Genomic DNA, 25,910 nt, shown 5'->3' with positions numbered 1-25,910 from the left:
CCCGAGGGGTCAGACCCCAACTTTTGAAATAGGGGTCTGATGAAAGCCTTCATCTGACCCCATGTTCATGTTCACGACACCCACAAGGTTAGCGTCGAAAACGGGGTCAGATGAAAGCTTTCATCTGACCCCATCTTCATCGAAACAGAGAGCAAAATCATGACCCATGCTCCGCAAATCAAAGTCCCCGCCATCTACATGCGTGGCGGCACCAGCAAAGGCGTGTTCTTCCGCCTGCAGGACCTGCCCGAGGCCGCCCAGGTTCCCGGTGAAGCCCGGGACAAGCTGCTGCTGCGGGTAATCGGCAGTCCCGATCCCTACCAGAAGCAGACCGACGGCATGGGCGGCGCCACCTCCAGCACCAGCAAGACCGTCATCCTCGCCGCGCCCACCCAGCCAGACCACGATGTCGACTACCTGTTCGGTCAGGTCTCCATCGACAAGCCGTTCGTGGACTGGAGCGGCAACTGCGGCAACCTGACCGCAGCGGTAGGCGCGTTCGCCATCAACGGCGGTTTCGTGGCCAAGGAGCGGATTCCCGAGAACGGCATCTGCACCGTCCGCATCTGGCAGGCCAATATCAAGAAAACCATCGTCGCCCACGTCCCCATCACCAACGGTGAGGTGCAGGAAACCGGCGATTTCGAGCTGGACGGCGTCACCTTCCCGGCGGCGGAAGTCCAGATCGAATTCATGGACCCGGCCGATGGCGACGGCGCCATGTTCCCCACCGGCAATGTGGTGGATGACCTGGACGTGCCGGGTGTTGGCAACCTGAAAGCCACCATGATCAACGCCGGCATCCCGACCATCTTCATCAATGCGGAAGACATCGGCTACAAGGGCACCGAGCTGCAGGACGACATCAACAATGACCCGAAAGCACTGGAGATGTTCGAGACGATCCGTGCCCACGGCGCGGTGAAAATGGGCCTTATCCAGGACGTGAGCGAAGCGGCCAACCGCCAGCACACGCCCAAGGTGGCTTTCGTCGCCAAACCGGTGGATTACGTGGCGTCCAGCGGCAAGCAGATCACCGCCAGTGACATCGACGTACTGGTGCGCGCCCTGTCCATGGGCAAGCTTCACCATGCCATGATGGGCACAGCGGCGGTAGCGATCGCTACAGCATCCGCAGTTCCGGGAACACTGGTCAACCTGGCTGCCGGCGGCGGGGACCGCACCCACGTCACCTTCGGCCATCCCTCCGGAACCCTGCGCGTTGGCGCCGAGGCGAAGGAAGTGAATGGTCAGTGGACCGCCACCAAGGCCATCATGAGCCGCAGTGCGCGGATCCTGATGGAAGGCTGGGTGAGGGTGCCGGGAGATTCGTTCCAGGGCTGAACCCCCTGAGCCGACAATGCCCCCGGGCTGTATACCGTCTATCTTTCAGGTAGAAGGTAAACGGCCGGGGGCATTTTTATTTGCCCGGGAAAACAATCAGGAAAGGAGGCAACAGCATGTCTGCAACTTTCGACGTCAACGTCCGCCCGGATTATGACGAGGTACTCCAGAAAATCGCGGACTATGTCCTGAACTATGAGATCGACAGCGAAGAGGCCTGGGACACGGCGCGCAACTGCCTGATCGACACTCTCGGCTGCGGCCTGCTGGCCCTGCGTTTTCCCGAATGCACCAAGCATCTTGGCCCAATCGTTGAAGGGACCGTCGTACCTCACGGCGCCCGGGTGCCAGGCACCCAGTTCCGGCTCGACCCGGTGAAAGCGGCCTGGGACATCGGCTGCACCATCCGCTGGCTGGACTACAACGACACCTGGCTGGCGGCAGAGTGGGGTCACCCCTCTGACAACCTGGGGGCTATCCTGGCGGTCGCGGATTACCTGTCCCAGAAACGGCTGGCCGAGGGCAAAGCGCCTTTCGTGATGAAGGATGTGCTGGAAGCCATGATCATGGCCCATGAAATCCAGGGTGTGCTGGCGCTGGAGAACTCGTTCAATCGGGTGGGGCTGGATCACGTGGTGCTGGTGAAAATGGCGTCAACCGCCGTGGCCGCCAAGCTCATGGGGGCCAACCGGGAACAGCTGCTGTCCGCCTTGTCCCATGCCTGGGTGGACGGCCAGGCATTAAGGACCTATCGCCACGCGCCAAACGCCGGTTCCCGGAAATCCTGGGCGGCAGGGGATGCCAGTTCCCGCGCGGTCCGGCTTGCTGACATCGCCATGCGTGGTGAGATGGGCATTCCGGGTGTGTTGACCGCGCCCCAGTGGGGCTTCTATGACGTCCTGTTCAGCAAGACAAACAAGGACCAGAAGCTCAAACCCGAGGAGGAACGCCAGTTCTCTCTGCCCCAGGAATTCGGCTCCTACGTGATGGAAAACATCCTGTTCAAGATTTCCTTCCCGGCCGAATTCCACGCCCAGACCGCAGCCGAGGCGGCAGTCACGCTGCACCCGGAAGTGAAGGACCGTCTGGATGAGATCGATAAAATTATCATCACCACCCACGAGTCTGCCATCCGCATCATTTCCAAGGTGGGCAAGCTGGCCAACCCGGCGGACCGGGACCACTGCCTTCAGTATATGACGGCGGTACCACTGATCTTCGGCAGCCTGACAGCCGAGCACTACGAAGACAGCTTCCACGATGGCCACCCGATCATCGACGAGCTCAGGGACAAGATGGAAGTGGTGGAAGACCCCCGTTACACCCGTGAATACCTGGAACCCGAGAAGCGTTCCATCGCCAACGCGGTACAGGTGTTCTTCAAGGATGGTTCCAGTACCGACAAAGTGGCTGTGGAATATCCGATTGGCCACCGGCGGCGCCGCAAGGAGGGGATTCCGCTGCTGGAGGAGAAATTCCGGGCCAATCTGGCGACGCGGTTTCCGGGGCCGCAGTGTGAGCGGATTTTCGGATTGTGTAAGGATCAGCAGCGTCTTGAGGAAGTGCCGGTTCCCGACTTTGTAAGCTTTTTTGTGATTTGAAGGGAGAAAACGTCAGTATTTTTTACACTGCTTTCAGATGCTTTTTTTAACTTCCTGAAAGGGCAGGAAAAATAAAAGTTGGCTCCTTGTTTGCTTTGGGTAAGGGCGTGGAGATACCCACAATCATTGTCAAAGGAGTGAGACATGAAATTGGCTCTAGCAAAGCAACTAACGGGGATTGCGCTTGCATCTGCATTTTCCGTTTCAGTAGCGAATGCCGCCATGATCGACGTGACCGTCAGCGGTCCGGGAGTCGCGGAGGCTGAGGCTGCAGAGACAGATTTTCTGGCGTTCCTCAAGGATACGACAACTGAAACCTTCGAAGGGTTTACCGCAGCCACCGGCTCGGCAGACCAGACCAATACCATCAACACCAGCGTTGGCGACTTCACCCAGTTGCAGCCTGGCGGCGATTATCCGTCCGAGGCCTGTAACGATGGTGGCTTCAGCTGCGCAGGTGGGCTGGCCATCCTGAACTCGGACACCAGTCCGTTCAGTGGCCGTTACCCCATGCCGGCTGATGGTGAAAACCAGAACTGGCTCGACAGCATGGATTCCCAGCAGATGCAGTTTACGCTTGCGGGCATGTACACCGCCGTGGGTTTTTATCTGACGGATCCAAATGACGTCGGCGGTATCATGAATATCCTGTTCGCGGATCAGACGGAAAGTACGCTTGATCTCGGCGCGGTATTCGATCCCAGCCTCGCCAGTGGTTCAGCCTTCTACGTCGGCATCATGAGCGACGTGGCAATCAGCTCGCTGACCTTCTATTCCAACGATGAAAACGATGGCTACGGCATCGACAACGTGACCGTCGGTACCGTTCCGGAGCCCGGAACCCTGGCTCTGCTGGGTCTCGGACTTGTTGGAATGGGAGTCATGAAGCGGCGCAAGTCATCTGACACCGCCTGTTAATTTTCCATATCAAATCAATCCAGAAACGAAGGCTCCGCGAGGAGGCCGGGGAAGATTTATTGCCGGCATTCTCGCGGACTTTCCGAAAGACTGTTTGTTGACGTAATGTAAAAACAGGTTACACTTTGTAAGTAAGCTGTTGCCCGGTTGAGACCGGATCAGGTGCTCGGGAAAGAGTTAAAAGCCCTGAATTCCGGTGAGGCAAAGTTGTGGTTGTTACGTGAAGAACACAAGGAGTTTATGTGGCTCACGTCAGGTTTTTTCGGCATTACATTCATTTACCCTTCCTGATTCTGGGATTGATCGATTGTTTGATCCTGATCCTGGCGTTTTGCCTGTCGGTGTTCTTTGCCTTTTTCGGTGACGCTTCGTTCTTCATGAGCCAGATCTGGTTCGTTGTCCCTTCCGCGGTTGTCTTCGCACTGCTGAATCTGTTTGTGATGGTGGCCATTGCGGTACACCAGGCCCGTCTGGAAGAGGGCATGTCCGGCATGATGCTGCGCACCCTCCTGGCCCTGATTATCAGCCTCCCGCTCTGCGGTCTCGCTTACCTGGTCGGTGGTGACTGGATGTGGTACCTCGGTCATACCAGCGTCCTGACAACCGCTGCTGTATTCGGGCTTTTTCTACTGGGTCTGGCGAGAACTGTATTTTTCGCCCTTGTGGGCAAGGACGCCTTCAAGCGCCGGATACTGGTACTCGGGGCCGGGCCACGGGCCAGTCAGTTGCTGGAGGATCTGAAGACGCCTTTCAACCGGAAAGGTTTCACGCTGGCGGGTTTTGTACCTATGCCGGGAGAACCGGTGGCGGTGAATGATAATTTCCTGGTCACGCCGACTTTGGCGCTGCACAGGTACGTTCTTTCCCACCGGGTTCATGAGATTGTCGTGGCGGTTGAAGATCGCCGCAAGGGGCTGCCCATGGAGGACCTGCTTGAATGCAAGATGCAGGGCGTCAAGGTTGTTGACGGTGCCACCTTTTACGAACGGGAATCCCGCAAGGTGGCCCTGGAAATGATTACCCAGGGCTGGCTGGTGTTCTCTGATGGATACAACGTCGCCTCGGTTGCAGGCTTCTGGAAAAGAACGCTGGACCTGGCCTCGTCCATCACTCTGCTGCTGGCAACCCTCCCTCTCATGTTGCTGACGATGCTCGCGATCAAGCTGGAAGACGGCTTCCGTGCCCCGGTTATCTACAGCCAGGAGCGGGTAGGGCTCAATGGCAAGGTATTCCTTGTACACAAGTTTCGCTCGATGGTGACGGATGCGGAAAAGAACGGTGCAGTTTGGGCCAGCAAGGGCGACACCCGGGTGACCCGGGTTGGCGAGTTTATCCGGAAATTGCGCATCGATGAGTTGCCACAAATCTTCAATGTGCTGAACGGTACCATGGCGTTTGTGGGACCCCGTCCGGAACGGCCGGTCTTCGTCGAGAAACTGGCAGCGACGATCCCGTTCTACAACGAACGGCATCGCGTAAAGCCCGGGATTACAGGCTGGGCGCAACTGTGCTTCGCATACGCAGATAACGAAGAGGACAGTCGCGAAAAGCTCAGGTATGACCTTTACTACATCAAGAACCAGAGTCTGTTGCTGGATCTTCTGATCATCATGCAGACGGTAGAAGTGATCTTGTTCAGGAAAGGTTCAAGGTAGCTTCGGAAGGGGCGCAGTCTTCGAAGCCGAACTCAAGCAGGGATTTCAGAGAGGAATAACAATGTCACGGATGTTCAGGTTTTGGGGCGTAATCGCGACCCTGGTGGCGGTAGCGTTGTCTACAGGATGTGCAGCACCCACCGCTTCGTCTCCCGAAGCGATCAACAGGGCGCTGACAGTCGATACCTCCACAAGCGTTGATGAATACATTCTCGGGCCCACCGATACCGTTCGGGTCTCGGTATGGCGAAACGAAGATCTGAGTATTACGGTTCCGGTCCGCCCGGACGGAAAAGTCTCCGTGCCCCTGGTCGGAGACGTCCAGGCCAGTGGGAAAACGCCGGAAGCGCTTGCGGATGACATCGAAAACGAATTGGCCTCCTATATCCGTCAGCCCCAGGTCAGCGTTGTCGTGACCAGCATGGGCAGTCATGAGTTTATCGACAGGGTTCGCGTCACCGGAGCTGTTCAGCAACCCCTCTCGATGCCCCATCGTGCCGGCATGACGGTACTGGATATCGTGCTTCAGGCCGGTGGCGCCAATCAGTTTGCCGCTGAGAACAACGCCATGCTCTACCGGAAGGTTGGTGACGATGTGGTGGCCATTCCGGTAAGGCTCGACGATATCCTCACCCGGGGCGATGTGAAGACAAACTATCTGTTGCGTCCGGGGGATATCCTCAGCGTTCCTGAGCGGGTGCTCTGATAAAAGGATTTTCAAGGTAGCAGACCCCGGTATGAACCGGGAAGGAACAGTGTCATGACCCTCCCTTTCTCACAATTGCCGGCCGAAATGTTCCGGGAGATAAAGGCCCACAAATGGTTGGCTCTGGTGATCTTTGCCGTTGTCAGTTTTGGGGTGCTGATTGCCGGATTCGTGTGGCCCTACAAGTACGAATCCGAAGTCGTTATTTTCGTGGATGACAGTAATATCATCCGCCCGCTGATGGAGGGTAGCGCGGTAACGACAAAGGTTAGTGACCGCGCGTCTGCCGCCAGGGAGTTGCTGTGGAGCCGGAGTATCGTCGAGCCGGTCGCTACCGATCCTGAAATATTCGGTCAGGAAGCATCGGGCCTGTCTCCGGAAGCACTAGAGGGCCGGGTAGCCGCTATCCGCGCCAACCTCTTCGTGCGGCCAAGGGGCGATAGCTACTTCAGCATCGGATACTCATCAGAATCTCCTACCCAGGCCTTCCAGGTTGCACAACGGCTCGGTCAACTTTTTATCGCTGAAAACAATGCCCGCAAGCGCAGCGAAAGCAGAAGTGCCTACGAGTTCATCGACAAACAGGTCAAGAGCTACGAGCAGCAGTTGGCTCAGGTTGAAGAACGAATGAAGCAATTCCTCTCGGAAAACGTGGACGGCACCGAGGGTGAGGCCAATCAGCGAATGGCCAACCTGCGCAGCCAGATTGAACGGGCCGAACTCGACCGCCAGGAACTCCAGTCCCGGGCTGCGTCCCTGGAGAGAGAATTGCTGGGTATGGCTCCGGTCATCCAGCAACGGGCAGTGGACCAATATCAGCAGCGCATTAATGGCCTGCAGGACAAGCTCGACAACCTGAGGCTCCGCTATCATGACACCTATCCCGATATCGTGATTCTCCGGGAGCAGATTGCGGAACTCGAGCGGCGCCGGGCCCAGGCCCTGGCGGATGGCGGGCCGGCAAACGTGGTTTCCGGCGGGGATGCCGAAGCCAACCCGGTCTTCCAGGAGGTCAGGAGCGCACTGGCAGAAACCCGCGCCGATATCCGGACCAAAGACACCCGGATCAGGGCACTTAATGAGTTATTGTCTGAGCACATGCTCCGTATGGAGAGAATCCAGGAAAACAAGGCCGAGTACTCCGAACTGACCCGCGACATGGAAGTGAACAAGCAGATTTACGATGATCTGCTCAAACGTCGTGAAAGGGCCCGGGTGTCCATGCATCTGGATGTTGAAGGCCAGGGCTTGAGCTATCGGATCAGTGAGAATGCGCAGTATCCGCGTGGCGTCAAAGGCCCGAAATTCTCGACGTTTGCGTTTGCCGGCCTGTTTCTCGGTGCCATTGCGCCCTTCGGGCTGATAGCAGGATTGCTTCAGATCGACCCTCGCGTTCGCGCTCGCAAGCAACTGGAAGAGACCATCGGTTTGCCGGTCCTGGCCGAGTTGCCGCAGGTCAAAACACCCTACGAGCAACGTCGTGAACGCCGCCTGACAACGCTGGTTGTGGTCTGCGCCTTGCTGGTTTGCGGGGCCTACGTTGCCATCGCGGCGGCATCAATGATGGGAGTCATCGGATGACTGAGCAAAGCAAACACGCCAAGGCCAAGGATCGCTCTATCAATCCGGACGCCGAGCAGCAGAACCGGGAAGGCCGTTTCTGGGAGGTGCACAAACAGGCACCGGAGGAGAGCGATGCGGAAAAAGCCCTGAAAGGCGAGGGCGTCCCTTACTCGGAATGGGATGATTCCCGCATGCTGGTGCCCAGCTCCCTGGAGTTGGGTCCGGGCGCTGTTGACCGTTATGTCATCAGCAAACAGATCGTGCGGATGCAGGAGCCGCGGCGGCTCAGCCATGATGATCTTGATGAGCGGCGCATCATCTACCCCGAATCTCCCAACCGCCAACTGGTCAACCGGTTCCGGGATTTGCGTACCAAACTTCTGGAAGCCTCTGGAGGCAACAACTTCACTCTGGTGGTCAGTGGCGCCAGCAGCGCTGCCGGGAGTTCGTTTGTGGCCTTCAATCTCGCGGCGGCGTTTGCCTTTGATCAGGCCAAGACGGCGGTTGTTATTGATTGCAATCTGCGCGAGCCGAGTCTGCACTCACTGGTCGATGTAGTGCCGGAATACGGTCTGACCGATTTCCTCGACGACCCGGATTTCGATGTCGCCAGTATCCTGTATCCGACAGGTATTCCGAGGCTGAGGCTGATCCCGGCGGGCAGCCGACGGGAAGTCCCAGGTGAGTTTTTCACGTCCTTTCGCATGAAGCAGTTTGTTCAGGCTGTGCGCCGGCGTTATCCGGACCGGTTTATCATTTTCGATACCGCCCCGATCAGCGAGTCGCCGGATGCCCGCATCCTTGGTGAACTGTGTGACTACGCCATGCTGGTGGTTCCCCATGGTCGGGTGAGTCCGACAACAGCAGAGCAGGCAGCGCTTGCATTCCATCCGCAGAAATTTGTCGGGGCGGTGATCAATGGTTGAGCGAAAGGTATTGGTATTGGCAATAGCAAGTGCCGGGTTATCGACCGCTGTCGCCGAGCCTCTTCGGATAGATGGTTCCCTGGAGGGGCGATTCAGTGACAACGTGGAACTCTCGTCCTCGAATGAAACCAGCGATCTGGAAACCCGGGCCACCATCGGCATCGGATACCGCACCGATCCGGGCCGGTGTATCGCCGATCTGAGTTCACGGTTCGGTTACGGATACTGGCTCGATGACACCTATGATCCGGAAGTCTACAGCAACATGACGTTTCTGGGTGATTGCGAGATCAACGACAACCTGAGCTGGGAATTGACCGATTACCTTCGCGATGTCACCCAGGACACCCGTGCCGGAGATACCCCCGAGAACCGTACCCGAAAGAACATCTTCCGCACCGGCCCAGTGCTAAGCTTCAGGCCTACCTCGGTGGATGAACTGGTGTTCCGGGCTTCCTATGAGCAGACCGACTACAGCGAGCCCGTTGAGCCGGATAGCGAACGCTACATCGCATCTGCTGCATGGAACCACCTGTTCAGTCCGACCCTCACTGCTGGCCTGTTTGCCGAGGCCGACCGGGCGGAACTCGACACAGTCGGTGAGGATGTGGACCGCGATACCCTGACGGCTACCTTCAGTAAACAATGGGTTGCCACCCGGTTGAGTGGTTCACTTGGCGTCAGCCAGCTGGAGAGCCGCAGGCCAAACAGTGAGAGCGAGAACGACGGGATTGTGGGTAATCTCAGGCTCGAGCGTGAGATCAACCCCACCACATTACTGACGCTGGCAGCCAACCGTGAACTGACCGACCAGACGTCGGACCTTGATATCCGCATCGGCTCTTTCGTGTTCAACCTCGAACAGACCGAGCCCGTTGAGGTAACGGCATTTCGCGCGACACTGGACAAAGGCTTCAGTGACGGGAGTTCCATTGGGCTGACTGGCTATGGCAGCCAGACAGATTACCTTCTGAGCGATCTGACCGACTATCGTTCAGGCGTCAATGCCAGCTATCGCAGGCCTGTGACTGAATTCATGGGCTTCAATGCGGGCCTTGGCTATGACTTTTATGACTATGGAGGCGAGACCGACTCCAATGACCATGTGCTGGATCTGAGGGTTGGTCTGGACTATCAGCTCAGCCGCAAACTGACCGCGAACGGCAGTATCGGTCATGAGCGCCGGGAGAGCGAGACCGCCTCCCGTGAATACGACGAAAACTGGATTTTGCTCGGCCTGAGTTACCAGTTCCGTTGAACGGCAACTGAGAAACAGGGCCAGGGAAGGGCTCAATGAACAGCATTCGCAATGCTCTGACAATTGACGTGGAAGACTACTTCCAGGTGGCCGCGCTCGCTGAAGCGGTGCGCCGGGATGACTGGGATTCCATGGAATATCGGGTAGAGGCCAACACCGACCGGTTACTGGGCCTGCTCGATCAACACAATACCAGGGCAACCTTTTTCACCCTCGGCTGGGTAGCTGAGCGCTCCCCGGAACTGGTTCGTCGCATCCGTGCGGCCGGCCACGAGGTGGCAAGCCACGGTTACAGCCACCAGTTGATCTATAATCAGACTCCGGATGTCTTCCGTGAAGAAACCCGCCGGTCCAAGGCCACTCTCGAAGACATCCTTGGCGAACCCGTGACCGGGTATCGTGCCGCCAGCTACTCAATCACCGCCCGATCCCGCTGGGCCCTCGACATCCTTGCCGAGGAAGGCTTTATCTGGGATTCCTCCATCTTCCCGGTACACCATGACCGCTATGGCATGCCGGATGCCCCCCGCTGGCCTTACCGCCTGAAGACCGATAACGGTCATGAACTGGCGGAATTTCCCCTGAGCACCCTGAAACTACCCGGCTATACCCTGCCGATCGCCGGTGGTGGGTACTTCCGGCTGTTTCCCTACTGGTTCAGCCAATGGGGACTTGGCTCCATCAACCGCCAGGGGCGGCCATTTGTGTTTTACCTGCACCCCTGGGAGGTGGACCCGGAGCAACCGCGGCTCGAGGTCAAATGGCTATCCAGGTTCCGGCATTACAACAACCTGGATGTGTGCGAGGCACGCCTGAACAAGCTGCTCCAGCGGTTTGATTTTGCACCCATGGGCGAAGTGCTACGGGACGCTGGGCTGCTTGAGCCAGCTAGTCTGAACCCTGCAACGCCAATAGATGCTGACGGCCAGGATCGGGCCCTCAGCGCTCAGAAATTCGTAAGGACGTTATAGGACGTCAGGGACGATAAACCATGCTTCACGTGCTGTTCTGGTTGTCACTGCTGCTACTCGGATATATCTATATTGGCTATCCGCTGCTGGCAAAACTGATTGCGAACACTGGTGCTACCCCGGTTCGCAAGGACGACCGCGAGGCGCCGACCGTTTCTGTACTGATTGCCGCCTACAACGAGGCGGCGGATATCGAGGCGACCCTGCAGAACAAGCTTGCCCTTGATTACCCCGCAGACCGGATCGAAATCCTCGTCATCTCGGACGAATCCGACGACGGCACGGACGATATCGTTCGCCGCGTGGCCGCGGAAGCCAAAGTGCCTGTCCGCCTCTTCCGCCAGGCTCCCCGCCAGGGCAAGACCTCCGGTCTCAATACACTGGTCCCTCATGCCACCGGCGAAATCCTCCTGTTCTCCGACGCCAACTCCCAATGGGCAACAGATGCGCTTCGGCATCTCGTCAGCAACTTCCATGACCCCGATGTCGGCTACGTCACCGGCAAAATGGTGTACGTGAATGACGACGGATCTATGGTGGGTGACGGTTGCAGCGCCTACATGAAATACGAGAACTGGCTGCGGGAGCAGGAGACCCGGGCCGGATCCATCGTCGGCGTGGACGGCGGAATCGACGCCATGCGCAAGGCGCTCTACCAACCCTTGCGCCCCGACCAGCTACCGGATTTCGTGCAGCCATTGAAAGTCGTGGAGCAGGGCTACCGGGTGGTGTTCGAGCCCCGGGCACTCTTGAAAGAACCGGTACTCAACGACAGCGGCAGCGAGTTCAGTATGCGGGTGCGGGTGAGCCTGAGAGCCCTATGGGCGCTGAAGGACATGGCGGCACTGATGAATCCTCTGAGTTATGGCTTCTTCGCCATTCAGCTGATCTCCCACAAGCTGCTGCGTTACCTCGCTTTCATACCACTTGTAGTTTTCACATTGGCAACGTTGCTCCTGATGCCAAGGGGCGGAATTTACCCGCTGGCATTCCTGGGACTCGTGGCGCTATACGGGCTGGCCTGGATCGGCCGGAAGAATGAGAGCGAAGGCCGTAATTTTGGGCCGCTGTACTCTGTGCCTTACTACTTCCTTCTGCTGAATGTGGCATCGCTCAAGGCGGTGATCGCGTTTTTGCGGGGGGAGAAGCGGGTGGTTTGGAAGCCGAGAAAGGGGTGAGGGAAGACTAATGGAAACCACCTCAACAAAAAACATTGAATTCCAGGATCTATCCAAGTCTGAGAGAGTTTTTATTGATCGTATCCGTGGGTTATCGATAATCAGAGTGGTGCTCGTACATTTGGGCTTATCTTGGTTCTATACTCCTTATTCTCAGTTTGTCCATAATTTACTTCCACTTCTTTTTTTTGTGAGTGGTGCCGTTTCATTTTATAGCTTAAGTCGCTCCAATGGGTTCGGTTTATACCTTATAAAACGTCTGCTGTCGATTGTGGGACCTTTTTATGTGATAGCTTTGAGTGCCATGGTCGTATTCTGGATTTATAATAATCAGGCCCCAAGCTTTAACATTAAAGAGATTGTTCGATGGCTAACCATTATTCCCGAGAGCTCGGATACGCCATTTCCAATGGGTCAGATCTGGTTTATTCATGCGATGGTGATTATCGTACTCGTTACTGTCCCTTTTTTAGTAATGGCTAGAAACTCAAGTGTACCATTATTGTTTCTGATTATTTTTTCGATAGTTCTTTCAGTGTTTCATCAATCAATTGGTGTTAGTAATAATTTTAGCATTCTTGGTCACAACTTTTATCAAGGATTAGTTAATGTAGGTTTTTTTGTATTTGGTGCTCTGTATTATAAAAGGTTGGAGTTGTTTGATTTTAAATTTTTGCTTGGGTTGCTAATAGTTTCAATGACAGTAGCTTTGACTAACGTGTTTTGGCTTAATGTGGATGTGAATATGGCAAATCACACCTATGCACCGGATACGTATTATTTGTCTGGTAGCTATGCTGCCATACTTTCTGTTTTATTATTAAAAAGGTTGATTAATAAAATACTTGATGATTGGTCGCTCGCCGACCGCGTAGTTCTCTTTTTCAGCAAGCATGCATATTCAGTTTTCATAGTGCATAGCTTCTCTATATATTTTTTGGAAACAAAGTTTGGATTGGTAAATGTCATAGATGATCTAGTTCTTGCGGCTGTAAAAATTTTTTCAGTATTTATGATAAGTGCCGCAATATCTGTTCCAGTAACTTGGGCCACTAATTGGGTTACAGGAAAGGCAAAGGGAAGAATACAGTCAATTATTAGTCAAGATTCCAAGCGTTCCGATCAATTAACATCGGCTAAACCATTGGACTAAGAGGTTTATCATTTTGTTTAATTATTAGTTAACTAGTAGCAAGTTTTAGATAGAGAGTATTTGTCTTTATGTGAATTGAACGTGCATTAGCTTTCTTGGTTCTCCGTTTAGGTTAATTTAATTTATGAAAGTTCTTCATTTAATTGATAGTGGTGGTCTCTATGGGGCAGAGAACGTGCTGCTCACCCTAGTTCGAGAGCAAATGAAGAGCGGATTGTCTCCTATGATCTTGAGTGCAGGTGACCCCCGGCTAGGTGAAAAAGAACTTGAAACGGAAGCACGCCATCAAGGTTTACCCCTCATATGCTGGCGAATGAAGCCTGGATTAAATCTTCTGGATGCCCGAAAAATTTATAGGTGGGCGCAAAAAGAGGGGTTTGAAGTCATGCATTCCCATGGATACAAGTTCAATGTATTGATGGGACTTTGGCCAGAATCAATCCGTAAGATTCCTTTAGTGACTACGCTACACGGTTATGTCCATGCACCATTCTTCACCAAGGCTTGGTTTTACGAAAGCGTTGACCAGTTGGCATTGGGTCGAATGAGACAAGTGGTGCTTGTGTCTAATGCTATGAAAAGCCAAGTTCCGGGAGCCATTGGCCGCTCTCCCAAGGTTACCGTGATACCAAATGGTTTGGATGCAAGCCGAATCATTGCGGAGTCAGACGCCGAACTCCCCGAAAATATTCAGGCCTTCATAAGAATCTATACCCCGCTGCTGCTAGGGGTTGGGCGGTTGGCAAGGGAAAAGGGATTTGACCGCCTGATCAGTGCGTTCGAAGAAGTGAAACGGTCTTTTCCATCTGCCGGATTACTGGTGATCGGCGAGGGTTCCCAGAGGGCTTCACTGGAACGTCAAACCCATGAACTTGGTCTGGACGATGCAGTAATGATGCCGGGATATCTGGGTAATGTTCCCAGCATCATGCAGCGTTCAAATGTGCTTTGCATGCCTTCGCTCACCGAGGGTTTGCCAATCACATTGCTGGAAGCGATGACCGTAGGCTTGCCAATTGTCGCCTCCGATGTAGGGGAAATAAGTGAAGTGCTTGGTGCCGGCAAAGGCGGCAGGGTTATCCGTGCTGAGATTCCGGGTTCGTTGGCGGAGGAGGTGATTTCTGTACTAAGGGAGTCGGAGCAGAGCGCAGATCGGGCGCAGTGGTCCAGACAACGGATTGATAAGGACTACTCCAGTCATGCCATGGCAAAAAAGTATCTTCAGGTTTATCAGAGGGCTGTGGCATGAAGCTCTGCATTGTGATGGACCGATATGAAAGCCCTTACGCGGGGACTGAAAGTCAGGTCCTCAAGCTGGTTGAAGGTCTCACCCAGAGGGGATGGACCATACGGTTTGCGGTCTTCAGAGCGAGCGATTACAGCAGAAGCGATGCATTTCCCGTTGCGATAGAGGAGCTTGATATTGGACGCATTTCGGATCCCCGCAGCTGGTGGGCGGTTTATCGTTATGGACGCATGTTGGCCGATGACGGATTCGGGGTGGTCCATGTTTTCTTCAACGACGCCTCGGTTGTTTGCCCTCCAATGATGCGGCTGGCTGGACTGAGGACACTGATATCTCGCCGTGACATGGGGTTCTGGTACTCCGGCGTTTACCTCAAAGCCTTGCGCCTGACTGACCGGTTTGTCCATGGAGTAGTTTGCAACAGCAAGGCGGTGGCCGAAATCACCGCACAGCTTGAAGGGGTTCCCGAATCCAAGCTTCATGTTATCTACAACGGATACCCCGAGGGAACCGAAGAGTGTAGTTCGAGTGGAGACGAGCCTGATACTCAGCAGAACCGGACACAACCACTCATCATCGGCATAGTTGCCAACCTACGACCAATCAAACGGATTGAAGACCTGATTGAGGCGGTGGCGGGAGTTATCCACTCCGGCAGAAATGTAGAGCTTCGCATCGTCGGAGGCGGCGATGAAGTTGCCTATCGTCGAAGAGTCGAGAAGTTGGGTATTGCTGGCCAAGTCAAATTCCTTGGTAGCCAGCCTGATCCTGAGCGCCATATCCAGGAATTTGATATCGCCGTTTTATGCTCCGAAACCGAAGGTTTCTCCAATTCCATCATCGAATACATGCGTTGCGGAAAGCCCGTGGTATGCACGGATACGGGCGGCAATCCGGAAATCATTGATGATGGGGTCAATGGCTATCTGGTTGGAGTCGGTGATGTAGGTTCATTGGCTGAGCGGCTCGAAGCCCTGATCGATAATCCGGACAGGCGATTGGCCATGGGGCGATTAAACAAAGAGCAAATGGCCAAGCGCTATTCACTGGAAAGTATGCTTAACCAATACATCCGTTTGTACCACCTGCTTGAACCAGGGATGGCTGAAGCATGATGGATTCACTTTCACGGTATGTTTTCTATCCCTTGTGGGATCTCAAGGATCGAAGCCAACGGTTGAGAGAATGGCGGGCACTGGAGGAGCAGCAATGGTGGCCAGTTGATCGACTGCGGATGATGCAATGGGAAAGATTACAAAAGCTACTGACTCACGCGGCCGAACACAGCCCTTTTTACAGGGATGTATTCAGTAAACATGGAATATCACCGGCCAGTATTCGGAGTGAAGACGACCTGCTCAGGATTCCGGTAACGACCAAATCGGACATCCGCAACAACCTGGAGAATTTCATCAGTGACCAGTTTGATCGCAACGAATTGGTGAGCGCAAAAACCGGTGGATCAACAGGGTTCTCGCTCCAGCTCTATTTCGACGAAGCCTGCCAGGAGCGAAGAAACGCAGCCCAGTTAATGGCAGACCGTTGGTCCGGCTGGGATCTGGGTATGAAGAAGGCCGCAATTTGGGGTAACCCTCCAGTGCCGTCAACGATGAAACAGAAGCTACGCCATCATCTGCTGGACCGGACTATTTACCTCGATACCATGAATTTGAGCGAAACCTCCATGGGCAAATTCGTTCAGAAGTGGCGCGTGGAACAACCCGGAGCAATCTTCGGGCACGCCCATTCAATCTATATTTTTGCCTGCTATCTCCGTGACCAGGGAATCACAGATCTCCGCCCAAGAGGAATCGTCGCTACCTCAATGATGTTGCTTGATCAGGAGCGTAAGGCTATCGAGCAAGTCTTTGATTGTCCCGTTACCAACCGCTATGGGTGCGAAGAGGTGGGGCTGATCGCTTGTGAATGTGAGGAACATCGTGGGATGCATCTGAATCTCCCTCACTTATTTGTAGAGTTTTTGGATGGGGAGAATAAACCGGTGAAGCCAGGTGAACCGGGCAAGATCGTGGTTACCGATCTCAATAACTTTGCGATGCCTCTCATTCGCTACCGGGTAGAGGATGTCGGGACCTTTACCGATGAACCGTGTAGTTGTGGCCGTGGCCTGCCCATCCTTCAAAGACTGGAAGGAAGGGTGGCGGATTTTCTGAAGCTTCCTGATGGCGGGCAGGTGGCTGGGATTTCGTTGATCGAGCGAACGCTGACGAAGGTGCCGGGAATAAAGCAAATGCAACTGGTACAGGAAGATCTTACAGGCTTAAACATCAACCGTGTGAAGGGGAGCGATCACAAGCCTGAAATGGACCGGGCATTAATTTCTGAACTACAAGAAGTCTTCGGCGACTCCGTTTCCATCACTATCCATGATGTATCGGAGATCCCCCAGGAATCCTCAGGAAAATACCGGTTTGCAATATGCAAGGTTTAACGATGAAAGACGAACCTCTGGTGAGCGTTGTGATCGCCACCTATAACATGGGGCAATATCTGCCGGATGCAGTGGAGTCGGTGTTGAACCAGCACTGGAAGAACCTCGAGGTGATCGTGGTGGATGATGGTTCGGAGGATAATACCGCTGAGAGTATCTCACGGTTTAATGATGACGCCAGGTTCCGTTATGTCAGAACCGCAAATCAAGGTCAGCCGAAGGCAAAGAATCGGGGATTAGCGGAATCGAAAGGGGAATTCATTGGCTTCTGTGATGCCGATGACCTGTGGCACCCTGACAAACTTAAGTTACAGATGCCGCTATTCAAAGATTCATCGGTCGGAGTCGTTTATAGCGAAGTATCCTATATTGATGAGTTAGGAATGCTGATCGACAAACCGAAGCCCTACTATCGATATAGCGGAAAGGTGACGAACCATTTAGTGATCAAGAATTTCATCCCCTTTGGAACAGCTTTAATCCGGCGGGCCTGTATGACCAAGGATGGCGTATTCGACGAGAGTCTGCCAATGGGAATAGACTGGGATCTATGGCTACGTTACTCCCTAAACTGGGAGTTTAAATACAATCCAGAAAAAACATACGCTTACCGACTCTGGTCAGGACAAATGTCTCACAATTATCGCGGACGATATGATAACGCTATTAAAATCCTGACTAAGTTTTTGATGAAATACCCCGATGCTATTCCTGGTTCTGTAATTTCTAGGGCGTGGGCAGACATTTATGTTTGCCGTGCTATGGAAATTGCTAAATCCGAAAGGACGTTTCGAGAGCCATTTATAGATTTGATGCATGGTATAAAGCATGATTGGTTAAATATATTAGCCTGGAAAGCGATGGCAAAGTTAGTTTTGAGGCGGATATAAAGAAATGCCAAATTCAAGCTTCAGTCACATCCTATTTAAGGGGGGGCGATCATTGGGAGTCTTACCATTAGCGCGGATTCTTAGCAAAAGACACCCAAAGATATTAATGTACCATAGAATTTTGCCAACGTCGGTTCATGGTGCAATTACGGTTTCCGAGTTTAAAGAGCAGCTCGACATTATCAGCAAGCATTTCCGTGTTATGACTCTCAAAGAGTTAATAACTGCAAATGATAAAGGAGACCGAACAGATAATGTGGTAGTACTTACCTTTGACGATGGTTATTATGATTTTTACCAATATGCTTTCCCAATCTTAAAAGAACGTGGTTTATCGGCAACTCTTTTCATTACGACCGGGTTTGTTGATAAAAACTTATGGCTATGGCCAGATCAATTAATGTACTGTTTGAAAAATTCAAAAAAAAATAAAGTATTCGTTGAAGCCCTAGGAAAGCAATATTACCTGCCGGAAGAAACCATAAAATGCTGGCATGATATTGCTAACCTTTGTTTGAGTTTAGATGAAGAGCTTAAGAATGCGACCGTCAATCGGGTTTTCGAAAATACTGGAGTCACGAAATTAGTTAATCCACCGAACGAATACAGTGCCGTAACATGGGAACAGCTAGCGGAAATGGTTGATGATGGCCTTGAAGTCGGGAGCCATTCGCATACACATCCTATTCTCACAAGAGTAGGGAGCGGTCAACTTAAAAATGAGCTTATACGACCTATCTCCTTAATAAAGCGAAAATTGGGGTTGGAGGATATAGGTTTCTGTTATCCCAATGGAGAGTCAGGTGACTTTAATGAGCTCGTAAAGAAGGAGGTACAGTCAGCAGGTTATATTTACGGTATATCAGCATTTCCCGGCCTTAAACCGATTTCGGATCGATGGGAATTAAATAGATATCCTGCTAATAAAAATAAAAATTTGTTCGAAAAAAATATTTTTGGTCTAACCTATCTAAGATTAAAATTAAAATCGGCGATTTTCGATCTTGAATGAATTTGGCTGGAGTTTATGAATAAAATTATTGAAAATATCTATTACAATTCGCCAGTATTTATTCAGAATATGGCAGTGAGTATTTATGGTGCGCGGATAAAAAGGGAAAGATACTCTAAAGACGGTTCGATCTTTCTAAATAAACTTATCGCGTCGCAGTAGTATTCTGAACAAGAAATGATTGGATTGAAGAATGAGGCCTTCGTAAAAATAGCTCAGGGCGCGATCAAGAACGTTCCATTCTATCGCGAATGGGCCAGGGAAAAGGGGCTTAATTATAGAGACATTAAAAGTATAGAGGACCTAGTCCTATTCCCTATCCTTGAGAAAAAAGACATCAGGTCGAATCCCGAAAAGTTCGTTGATGAAAGATATGAAAGAGAAAGTGATACCTTCATTTTATTCACAAGTGGGACTAGTGGAACTCCATTAAAAGTCTTTACGAATAGGGTTTCAAGGTCCAAGCATTACGCATTCTTTTCTAGGATTAGGAGCTGGTACAATTTACCGATACAACCCAAGAGGGTCTCGCTTTTTGGTCGAATTATTATCTCTCCAAGGATTTCCAAGCCACCATTTTGGCGGCATGACCTTTTTAATAATAACTTGTTGATGTCCTCTTATCACTTAAATCCGAAGAATATTAAATATTATGTGGAGAAAATAAGAAAATATAAGCCGCAAGAGATATTTTCATACCCCTCAAGTATTGCACAAATAGCTCAATATATAATCGATAACGATGAAGAGCCTATAAACATTCCCCTCATCATGACGACTGCTGAACCTCTGACTGAACTACAGAGATATCTAATTAATCGCGCGTTTATAACTAAAATTGTAAACCAGTATGGATGCACCGAGATGGCTTTTTTTGCCTCTGAATGTTGCCAGGGCACTATGCATGTGCATCCGGAGCATGGGATTGTCGAAGCACTAGAAGACAATATTCTTGGCGGCAAAGTGTTAGTTGCTACTGGTTTCGTCAATGAAGTAATGCCTTTAATTCGCTATAAAGTCGGAGATGTAATAGAGCTGTCAAATTCGAATTGCGCGTGCGGATTGCCATTTCCAATCATCGAATCACTAGAGGGCCGGATAGATGATCTCATTTATCTGAAAGATGGAACGCCAATCGGAAGACTTGACCCAATCTTTAAAGGTGGATTAGGAATCAGAGAGGCACAAATAATACAGAATGTAGATTCTAGTGTCGATATTTTTGTCGTACCTGATGTATCTTTTAGCAGTTTGAACAGGCAAACTATAATAAAGGAATTCAATAAGAGGACACAAGACCAGTTAAAGGTAAAAGTTATTACCGTTAAGGAACTGGCGAGAGAGAGAAATGGTAAATTTAAGGCTGTAGTTGGAAACTACTCGCCGCTGCAAAGGAAATAGTGTGAAAATAATCCTTGTGGGCGATATCTGTCTTGGAGAACATTATTTTAATTTTGGACATGGGGTTCGTTCGTCTGTATTAAGTGGGGAAGATATATTATCAGGTGTTACAAAGTTTATAGAAAAGGGTGATCTGTTAATTGGTAACCTCGAGTGTGTAGTAAGTGGCGATTTATTTGACGAGAGTGATCCGAGCAAAAGAGTGTTCAGAGCTGGCGAATCTGCTTTAAGTATTTTTAGCCAATTCCCGAAAACAGTTTTAAGTGTTGCAAACAACCACGCATTGGAATTTGGGCCAACTGTTTTTGATAACATGCTCGAATCATGTGAAAGGAGCGGAATTTCAATATGTGGTCTTGAAGATAAAAAAGGAATAGCTCGGACAACGCTAGGTGATAAAGAAATTATCGTTGTGGGTGCATCATTGGTAAGTGATCCAAAGCGAAGTATGTGCGCCTCTACCTATTACTTCCCATCCATTGATGAGCTTACAGATAATCTGAAATCTCTTGCACCTCAATGCGATATACTAATATTAAATTTGCATTGGGGGTCTGAATCAAACCTAAACGCAACTAAATTACAGCGAGAAGTCGCGGCTAGGTTAGTTGGGGCCGGTGCTGATCTTATCGTCGGTCATCACCCACATATTTTTTATGAGGTTGAGAGAATTAGTAACAGTATTGTTTGTTATAGCTTGGGAGATTTTGTTTTTGATCTAACCTGGAATAAATATATAAACCGGAGTGGTATGGTAGAGGTCAATTTTTTGAGCGACGATTGTGTTGAAGCTTTTATTCATGGTGTGGATATATTAGATGATGGTAGACCAGTAATGTCAGGAAAGTCTGTGCGATTACCTAAAGATAGTATTGTTGATCTTTATAAATTCTCGGGGCGATTACCGAAATCAAATTTTCTAAAATTCCTCTATTTTAGTAGGAATATTTTCAAAGGTGATACTAAGACGAAGCTCAGGTTTTTAGGATGGAAGATAAAGAAGATATTTTTAAAGTAGTTCATTTTGTTCATTGGAGCCGTAGCGGAATTACGGAGCTTCTTCGAAATACTGAGTCGTTTAATACACGGAATAGTTCCGCTCTCGTGTTACTTAATAGCGATGAAGAATTTGACGGTTATTTTAATTTGTTCTCTCCGAAAATCCAGCTTTTTTGGAGTAGTGATAAATTTACTGCGATATTTAGATTTATTCGGTTTATGCGAGCTTTTAGCCCAAATATTATTCATTGTCATTCTTTTACTCCACTGTTTTTTTCCATCTTTTTTACTAGGAATCGCCCGATTTTCTGCACCGTTCATTCTAATTATAATTATTTTAGCAAGAGAGATCCAAAATCTTTTGCTAAAAGAGTGTTTCTGAGAAAGTTTAGTAGTGATCCGAGAGTTCATTTTATTGCTGTTTCAAAGATTGTTGCAGAATCTCTTGAGCGTCTTGGAGTGGATGATGTTGAGATTTGGCCTAATGCACTACAGGATACAAAATATCAGAAGATGGGTATTAGGGAACAGAATGAAGAAATAAGGGTTTGCATACTATCTAGACTAGATCCTCAAAAGAATATTAAATCCGTAATAAATGCAGTTTACAAATTTAACAAGACTAAGTACGCTAAAAAAATCACTCTAGATATTTTTGGCTTAGGCGAACAGTATGGCTTACTTAATGATTTGATTAATGAAAAAGGCATGAGCGCCTCAGTTAATTTGATGGGGTATACAAAAAACGCAGACAAAGCCCTAATTAACTATGATTTTTTTGTATCAGCATCAACTAATGAAGCATTTGGGCTGTCCATTCTCGAGGCTTGCCGTGGGAGGGTTCCTGTTATTGCAACAAATGAAGGTGAAGTTGCCAATCGGCTTTGGGAAAATAATGCATGTATCAAGATAGAAGGCTCCAATGAGGATGCTATTTTAGAGGCTTTTGAAATGGCTTTAACGATGCGTAATGAATCAATTATTAATATGGCAATAAGGGCTAGACAAATATTCTTGAAGAACTACACTCTCAATGATTATGCAAGGAAATCTTACGGTCGATACGCAGATTATGCCTAAATATTGTCCGATAATTTCGGTGATTATACCCGCCAAGAACTCTGAAGAGTTCATTTTTAGGTGCTTGGAAAGTTTGAAACAACAAACGTTTGATCCTAAATTTTTCGAGGTCATTGTTGTAAACAATTTGTCCACGGATTCCACTGTAGAAACTGTCGAGTCGTTTGGTTTCAGCTTAATTGAGAGTTACGCAACTTCGGCTGCAGGTGTCCGAAATATGGGTGCAGAGTTTGCGAATGGAAAAATTCTGGCGTTTCTCGATTCTGATTGTATTGCCCCTCCTGAGTGGCTCGAGGTTATTCATAATGTTTTTGCTAATGGTCGAAACAGCGAGTTAATAGTAGGAGGGACTTGTCTTTCCCCTAAAGACGGCACTTTCGTAGAGAAAAATTGGGCTCCAAATACAACTTTTTATGAAGGTCCGGTGAATGCATTACCTGGTGCTAATATGTCACTTGAAAAAAGCGCTTTCTTTCGACTAGGTGGGTTTTGCGATCGGCTAAAGACTGCGGAAGATGATGAGATATGTAAGCGCGCGAGAGCTTTTGGGTTCCAAATCATTTCCAAAAGAAATCTAGCGGTAGTCCATTTGGGCTACCCCAAATCACTTGTTGATTTATTCAGAAAAATGGTTTCCCAAAGTGAAACACAGTTAATTGCGCATGGTTTTTTTGGTGATAAGGTTGTGATTTTAACTTGGGTCTGGATTTCCCTTCTTATGCTGACCCCCGCAGCCTTGTATTTAAACTTGCCGTGGTGGCTTGCAGTAATAGCTTTAATTATACCCCCGTTTATTTTTACAATTGCTCGTCTAAGAAGAACCACTTATCGCAACGCGGTTACTTTAGTGCCAAAAACATTTTTGATAGCATTAACTGCTCTGAGTGGAAGAGCTTGGGGGCTGGGAAGCGAAATATATAAAAAAATGATTTTAGGCTATCGAGAAAAGATCTGAGCCCCTGTAATATTTAAGGCTTAATGCAGGGGCTCCGTACATGAAGACGGAAAACCTTTGGATACTTATTTAATTTATTATTGAACTTCGACGATTGGCGGTTCTGGACAGTCAGTGCATACGGAAAGCCCATTTGTGTTCAACAAACTACCATTTGCTAAAAAGACGTATACATACTTGCTGTATGTTTCCTCGTCTGTGGTGGAAAAAACTACGTTATTAGTGTTCCAAGATTCAATTTTAGAAATGACGGGGTTTGTGCAATCTTGATAGGTTTGTGTTGAGCAAATCTCTACTCGCGCATAGTTATCTGAGACATAGACGTTGTCATAATACATGAAATAGTCACCACCTGGATCATGTGCAACGTAATAGGGCATAGAGAGCCACTCAAATGAGTTTCCGTAATAGTCTGTTATAATGTTACTGAAATTCATTTCAATGTTTCCGTCAATTTTGACTTGGATGAGCCCATTATTTGTAGAGGATGGCTCTGATAATCGAACGAAATATTCTATTCTTTTCCAGCCTTTTCCTGTGAGTGTGCCCATCCAATCGTCGTAATTTTCTTTAGACTCTCCAGGATACATGTAAATTACGCCATTGTTATTATTATCAAAGAGAGTAATGCCGAGAGAGGGTTGGTCATACCCGCCGCTACTGTATCCTGAGGTTATTCGGGCTAACTTTACGTTCCTTGATTTGTCTCCAGCTACGTGGTCAACATAAACGTAATAGCTAACATAAATTTGCCGCATTTTGGGTAGAGATTTGTACTCTGCGGTTGAGTTATAATAGTTTCCGGTGAACGTTGCTTTAGCAGCTAATTTGCCGGTTACTTGGCGGTCATCGGTATAAGTTGGCAATGGACCGCCAGAGCTTTGTAGTGTCCAGGGGCTGGCTAAGCTCCCTCCTATGGGACCTTCCTCGAAATCTGCGTGGAGTGCTATTGTTGGTGCCTCTCCAAAACCCTCCCCAGAGAGTGAAAAGGTGTTCGGTTCGTTGGTGGGTATCACCTCTAAGGCATAGAGGTGATTTGATATTGATAGCGATAATAATATAGAAAGTGTCGAATACTTTACCATAACAGTCACCAACCTACGCAATTGTCCAGTGTCCTAAAATGATATCCCTAGCTTGTGTTGGGTGCTAGGTTTTTTTTTGAATTTAAGAGTCGTCATTATTACCACAACGTATAAGATTGCTAGTTATCTCTGTTCAATCCTAGATCCGATTTTTCGTGAGTTCAGATCGGACCAACTATATTTTTTATCTGTGCCAGAAACTCGATAAGCAGCTATAGTGATTCCCACAGCGAACCACCAGTAAATCTCATATGTATCCATTCCAAAGAGACCGAGAAAAAGTCGGGCATAAATAAAGGCAATTATTGATTTCGATATTGCTCGAACAAATTCGCCGCTTTCTGGGTTGTTTATTATATGAATATTGGTTTTTATTACTTTTATAATTAAAAATGTGAAAGCAGCTAATCCAACGACGCTTAGATTGGTCAACAATTCTAAGTATAAGTTGTGTGTGTCCTGAGCTCTACCAAACATCTCATAGCGAACCTCTGGAAATGCTGCCACGCCGACTCCCCATGGATGAGAAAGAAATACTTCTAACGCGTCCTTTATTATTTGAATCCTGGCTTGAGAGGATCCACCTTCGGCTTCCTGAAGTGTGAATATTGTGAAAAATCGTTGAGTGTATTCTGAAGGAGCAAAAAATATAACTGAGAACATCAATATTGCTCCAAACAAAATGGTTTTTATTTGTCGTTTCTTAAAGATGAGGTGTTTCCAAAAATAAAGTGATAATAATGCAGTGGCTACATATCCTGTTCTCGATCCTGTAAATACTATTATTATTAAACAGGAGAGTAAAAGAATTGTGAGCGCAGCTTTCTGCCAAGTCCGCGATATAGGAAATAAATAAAATATGAAAGGCAAACAGCCAACAGCCATGCCGCTGTATGAGTTAGGATGTCTGTATAACGACGTAACGCCATGTAGTCTGGGTATTCCTTGATTTTCCCATATCATTCCTCCCGAATACCAACCCATAAAGCCCTCTTGTCCGAGCTTTAACATCGCAAGCAAAAATGCACCGACAACCATTTTAAGCGCCCATTCAGTACGGACAAACGCCGCAATAAATGCACCGAGCATTGAGAATTTTATAACTCTTTCGATGAATATTTCCCACGACTGGCTTCGATCATAGGAAAATATGGTGTAGAAAGACAATACAAATATAAATATTATTACTGGTTTTGCGAGCGGTGAGAAAGATGGTTCTTGGATTAGTTTGAAAATTGCACAAAAACTAAGTATAAATCCAAGCACAAACTCGAACCGAATAGTTCCTAGTATCGGGACACGTAACCCAACTTGCAAATACCATGCGATGATATATATGCATGTGGCGAAAACTAGAAGTTTGCTTTCGGAAACCCTATTTGAAACTGGATGAGGGGCGAAGCTAGTTCTGAACCTTGCTTGGGGTTCTAAATGGCGTATTGGCATGACGGCTTTCTTCGTTCGTCTGCTGACTGTTGGGTTAAATAATCAAATATTTATAGAACGTTAACCTAGTG

General features: G+C 49.5%; 22 protein-coding genes. 20 read left to right on the top strand and 2 right to left on the bottom strand.

Going from position 1 to position 25,910, the window contains the following annotated elements:
* Positions 1–159: 159 nt before the first annotated feature.
* From prpF to ACESMW_RS00815, 20 genes are all read left to right on the top strand, one after another.
* Entirely contained in the window at positions 160–1,344 is a 1,185-nt protein-coding gene (prpF, locus tag ACESMW_RS00910) for a 2-methylaconitate cis-trans isomerase PrpF (protein WP_372985214.1), read from the top strand.
* Between the two features lie 116 nt (positions 1,345–1,460).
* Positions 1,461–2,945 carry a 2-methylcitrate dehydratase gene (prpD, locus tag ACESMW_RS00905; RefSeq protein WP_372985213.1) on the top strand — a complete coding sequence of 495 codons (1,485 nt, stop codon included), beginning with the start codon at positions 1,461–1,463 and terminating at the stop codon, positions 2,943–2,945.
* 144 nt (positions 2,946–3,089) lie between these two features.
* Entirely contained in the window at positions 3,090–3,863 is a 774-nt protein-coding gene (locus tag ACESMW_RS00900) for a PEP-CTERM sorting domain-containing protein (RefSeq protein ID WP_372985212.1), read from the top strand.
* 299 nt (positions 3,864–4,162) lie between these two features.
* Positions 4,163–5,518 (top strand): TIGR03013 family XrtA/PEP-CTERM system glycosyltransferase, encoded by a 1,356-nt coding sequence (locus ACESMW_RS00895; protein ID WP_372985211.1) that lies wholly within the window; start codon positions 4,163–4,165, stop codon positions 5,516–5,518.
* Positions 5,519–5,579: 61 nt separating this feature from the next.
* Positions 5,580–6,224, top strand: a complete 645-nt coding sequence (locus ACESMW_RS00890; protein WP_372985210.1) for an XrtA/PEP-CTERM system exopolysaccharide export protein — start codon at positions 5,580–5,582, stop codon at positions 6,222–6,224.
* Positions 6,225–6,278: 54 nt separating this feature from the next.
* Positions 6,279–7,805, top strand: coding sequence for an XrtA system polysaccharide chain length determinant (locus ACESMW_RS00885; RefSeq protein WP_372985209.1), 1,527 nt, complete (start codon positions 6,279–6,281; stop codon positions 7,803–7,805).
* The gene (locus tag ACESMW_RS00880) at positions 7,802–8,713 is read left to right on the top strand and encodes a polysaccharide biosynthesis protein (protein WP_372985208.1); all 912 of its coding nucleotides are present in this window, start codon (positions 7,802–7,804) and stop codon (positions 8,711–8,713) included. The genes ACESMW_RS00885 and ACESMW_RS00880 overlap by 4 nt, the downstream gene beginning before the upstream one ends.
* Positions 8,714–8,729: 16 nt before the next feature.
* Entirely contained in the window at positions 8,730–9,971 is a 1,242-nt protein-coding gene (locus ACESMW_RS00875; RefSeq protein ID WP_372985207.1) for an outer membrane beta-barrel protein, read from the top strand.
* Positions 9,972–10,006: 35 nt separating this feature from the next.
* A complete protein-coding gene (locus tag ACESMW_RS00870) occupies positions 10,007–10,942 on the top strand; it encodes an XrtA system polysaccharide deacetylase (RefSeq protein WP_372985206.1) in 936 nt (311 codons plus the stop codon).
* A gap of 20 nt (positions 10,943–10,962) precedes the next feature.
* Complete coding sequence (locus ACESMW_RS00865; protein ID WP_372985205.1) at positions 10,963–12,120, top strand: glycosyltransferase family 2 protein; 1,158 nt, start codon at positions 10,963–10,965, stop codon at positions 12,118–12,120.
* Between the two features lie 10 nt (positions 12,121–12,130).
* Positions 12,131–13,273, top strand: a complete 1,143-nt coding sequence (locus tag ACESMW_RS00860) for an acyltransferase family protein (RefSeq protein ID WP_372985204.1) — start codon at positions 12,131–12,133, stop codon at positions 13,271–13,273.
* Between the two features lie 124 nt (positions 13,274–13,397).
* A complete protein-coding gene (locus ACESMW_RS00855; protein WP_372985203.1) occupies positions 13,398–14,522 on the top strand; it encodes a glycosyltransferase in 1,125 nt (374 codons plus the stop codon).
* A complete protein-coding gene (locus ACESMW_RS00850) occupies positions 14,519–15,634 on the top strand; it encodes a glycosyltransferase family 4 protein (RefSeq protein WP_372985202.1) in 1,116 nt (371 codons plus the stop codon). The genes ACESMW_RS00855 and ACESMW_RS00850 overlap by 4 nt, the downstream gene beginning before the upstream one ends.
* On the top strand, positions 15,631–16,971 hold the full coding sequence (locus tag ACESMW_RS00845) for a phenylacetate--CoA ligase family protein (protein WP_372985201.1): 1,341 nt from the start codon (positions 15,631–15,633) through the stop codon (positions 16,969–16,971). The genes ACESMW_RS00850 and ACESMW_RS00845 overlap by 4 nt, the downstream gene beginning before the upstream one ends.
* 2 nt (positions 16,972–16,973) lie before the next feature.
* On the top strand, positions 16,974–17,861 hold the full coding sequence (locus ACESMW_RS00840) for a glycosyltransferase family 2 protein (protein WP_372985200.1): 888 nt from the start codon (positions 16,974–16,976) through the stop codon (positions 17,859–17,861).
* Between the two features lie 106 nt (positions 17,862–17,967).
* On the top strand, positions 17,968–18,873 hold the full coding sequence (locus ACESMW_RS00835; protein WP_372985199.1) for a polysaccharide deacetylase family protein: 906 nt from the start codon (positions 17,968–17,970) through the stop codon (positions 18,871–18,873).
* 177 nt (positions 18,874–19,050) lie between these two features.
* Positions 19,051–20,274 (top strand): phenylacetate--CoA ligase family protein, encoded by a 1,224-nt coding sequence (locus tag ACESMW_RS00830; protein WP_372985198.1) that lies wholly within the window; start codon positions 19,051–19,053, stop codon positions 20,272–20,274.
* Position 20,275: 1 nt separating this feature from the next.
* The gene (locus tag ACESMW_RS00825) at positions 20,276–21,292 is read left to right on the top strand and encodes a CapA family protein (protein WP_372985197.1); all 1,017 of its coding nucleotides are present in this window, start codon (positions 20,276–20,278) and stop codon (positions 21,290–21,292) included.
* The gene (locus tag ACESMW_RS00820) at positions 21,262–22,353 is read left to right on the top strand and encodes a glycosyltransferase family 4 protein (RefSeq protein ID WP_372985196.1); all 1,092 of its coding nucleotides are present in this window, start codon (positions 21,262–21,264) and stop codon (positions 22,351–22,353) included. The genes ACESMW_RS00825 and ACESMW_RS00820 overlap by 31 nt, the downstream gene beginning before the upstream one ends.
* Positions 22,307–23,308, top strand: a complete 1,002-nt coding sequence (locus ACESMW_RS00815) for a glycosyltransferase (protein WP_372985195.1) — start codon at positions 22,307–22,309, stop codon at positions 23,306–23,308. Before ACESMW_RS00820 ends, ACESMW_RS00815 begins: the two co-directional genes overlap by 47 nt.
* A 77-nt stretch (positions 23,309–23,385) precedes the next feature.
* Here ACESMW_RS00815 and ACESMW_RS00810 read toward each other — a convergent pair whose 3' ends face one another.
* Both ACESMW_RS00810 and ACESMW_RS00805 read right to left on the bottom strand, forming a co-directional pair.
* On the bottom strand, positions 23,386–24,393 hold the full coding sequence (locus ACESMW_RS00810; protein WP_372985194.1) for a hypothetical protein: 1,008 nt from the start codon (positions 24,391–24,393) through the stop codon (positions 23,386–23,388).
* Between the two features lie 123 nt (positions 24,394–24,516).
* Entirely contained in the window at positions 24,517–25,839 is a 1,323-nt protein-coding gene (locus ACESMW_RS00805; RefSeq protein ID WP_372985193.1) for an O-antigen ligase family protein, read from the bottom strand.
* Between the last annotated feature and the right edge of the window lie 71 nt (positions 25,840–25,910).

Origin of the sequence: Marinobacter sp. (genome assembly GCF_041690455.1) — a bacterium.
GTDB lineage: Bacteria > Pseudomonadota > Gammaproteobacteria > Pseudomonadales > Oleiphilaceae > Marinobacter.
The sequence above is the reverse complement of the archived record's forward strand: the minus strand, read 5'-3'. Positions and strand labels throughout refer to the sequence as shown.

Coding starts and splice junctions, on each gene's coding strand:
- ACESMW_RS00885 (WP_372985209.1), top strand. CDS start 6,279: ATGACCCTCCCTTTCTCACAATTGCCGGCCGAAATGTTCCGGGAGATA.
- ACESMW_RS00805 (WP_372985193.1), bottom strand. CDS start 25,839: ATGCCAATACGCCATTTAGAACCCCAAGCAAGGTTCAGAACTAGCTTC.
- ACESMW_RS00860 (WP_372985204.1), top strand. CDS start 12,131: ATGGAAACCACCTCAACAAAAAACATTGAATTCCAGGATCTATCCAAG.
- prpF (WP_372985214.1), top strand. CDS start 160: ATGACCCATGCTCCGCAAATCAAAGTCCCCGCCATCTACATGCGTGGC.
- ACESMW_RS00870 (WP_372985206.1), top strand. CDS start 10,007: ATGAACAGCATTCGCAATGCTCTGACAATTGACGTGGAAGACTACTTC.
- ACESMW_RS00840 (WP_372985200.1), top strand. CDS start 16,974: ATGAAAGACGAACCTCTGGTGAGCGTTGTGATCGCCACCTATAACATG.
- ACESMW_RS00900 (WP_372985212.1), top strand. CDS start 3,090: ATGAAATTGGCTCTAGCAAAGCAACTAACGGGGATTGCGCTTGCATCT.
- ACESMW_RS00890 (WP_372985210.1), top strand. CDS start 5,580: ATGTCACGGATGTTCAGGTTTTGGGGCGTAATCGCGACCCTGGTGGCG.
- ACESMW_RS00865 (WP_372985205.1), top strand. CDS start 10,963: ATGCTTCACGTGCTGTTCTGGTTGTCACTGCTGCTACTCGGATATATC.
- ACESMW_RS00835 (WP_372985199.1), top strand. CDS start 17,968: ATGTACCATAGAATTTTGCCAACGTCGGTTCATGGTGCAATTACGGTT.
- ACESMW_RS00830 (WP_372985198.1), top strand. CDS start 19,051: ATGATTGGATTGAAGAATGAGGCCTTCGTAAAAATAGCTCAGGGCGCG.
- ACESMW_RS00815 (WP_372985195.1), top strand. CDS start 22,307: ATGATTATGCAAGGAAATCTTACGGTCGATACGCAGATTATGCCTAAA.
- ACESMW_RS00820 (WP_372985196.1), top strand. CDS start 21,262: ATGGAAGATAAAGAAGATATTTTTAAAGTAGTTCATTTTGTTCATTGG.
- ACESMW_RS00850 (WP_372985202.1), top strand. CDS start 14,519: ATGAAGCTCTGCATTGTGATGGACCGATATGAAAGCCCTTACGCGGGG.
- ACESMW_RS00880 (WP_372985208.1), top strand. CDS start 7,802: ATGACTGAGCAAAGCAAACACGCCAAGGCCAAGGATCGCTCTATCAAT.
- ACESMW_RS00855 (WP_372985203.1), top strand. CDS start 13,398: ATGAAAGTTCTTCATTTAATTGATAGTGGTGGTCTCTATGGGGCAGAG.
- ACESMW_RS00810 (WP_372985194.1), bottom strand. CDS start 24,393: ATGGTAAAGTATTCGACACTTTCTATATTATTATCGCTATCAATATCA.
- prpD (WP_372985213.1), top strand. CDS start 1,461: ATGTCTGCAACTTTCGACGTCAACGTCCGCCCGGATTATGACGAGGTA.
- ACESMW_RS00845 (WP_372985201.1), top strand. CDS start 15,631: ATGATGGATTCACTTTCACGGTATGTTTTCTATCCCTTGTGGGATCTC.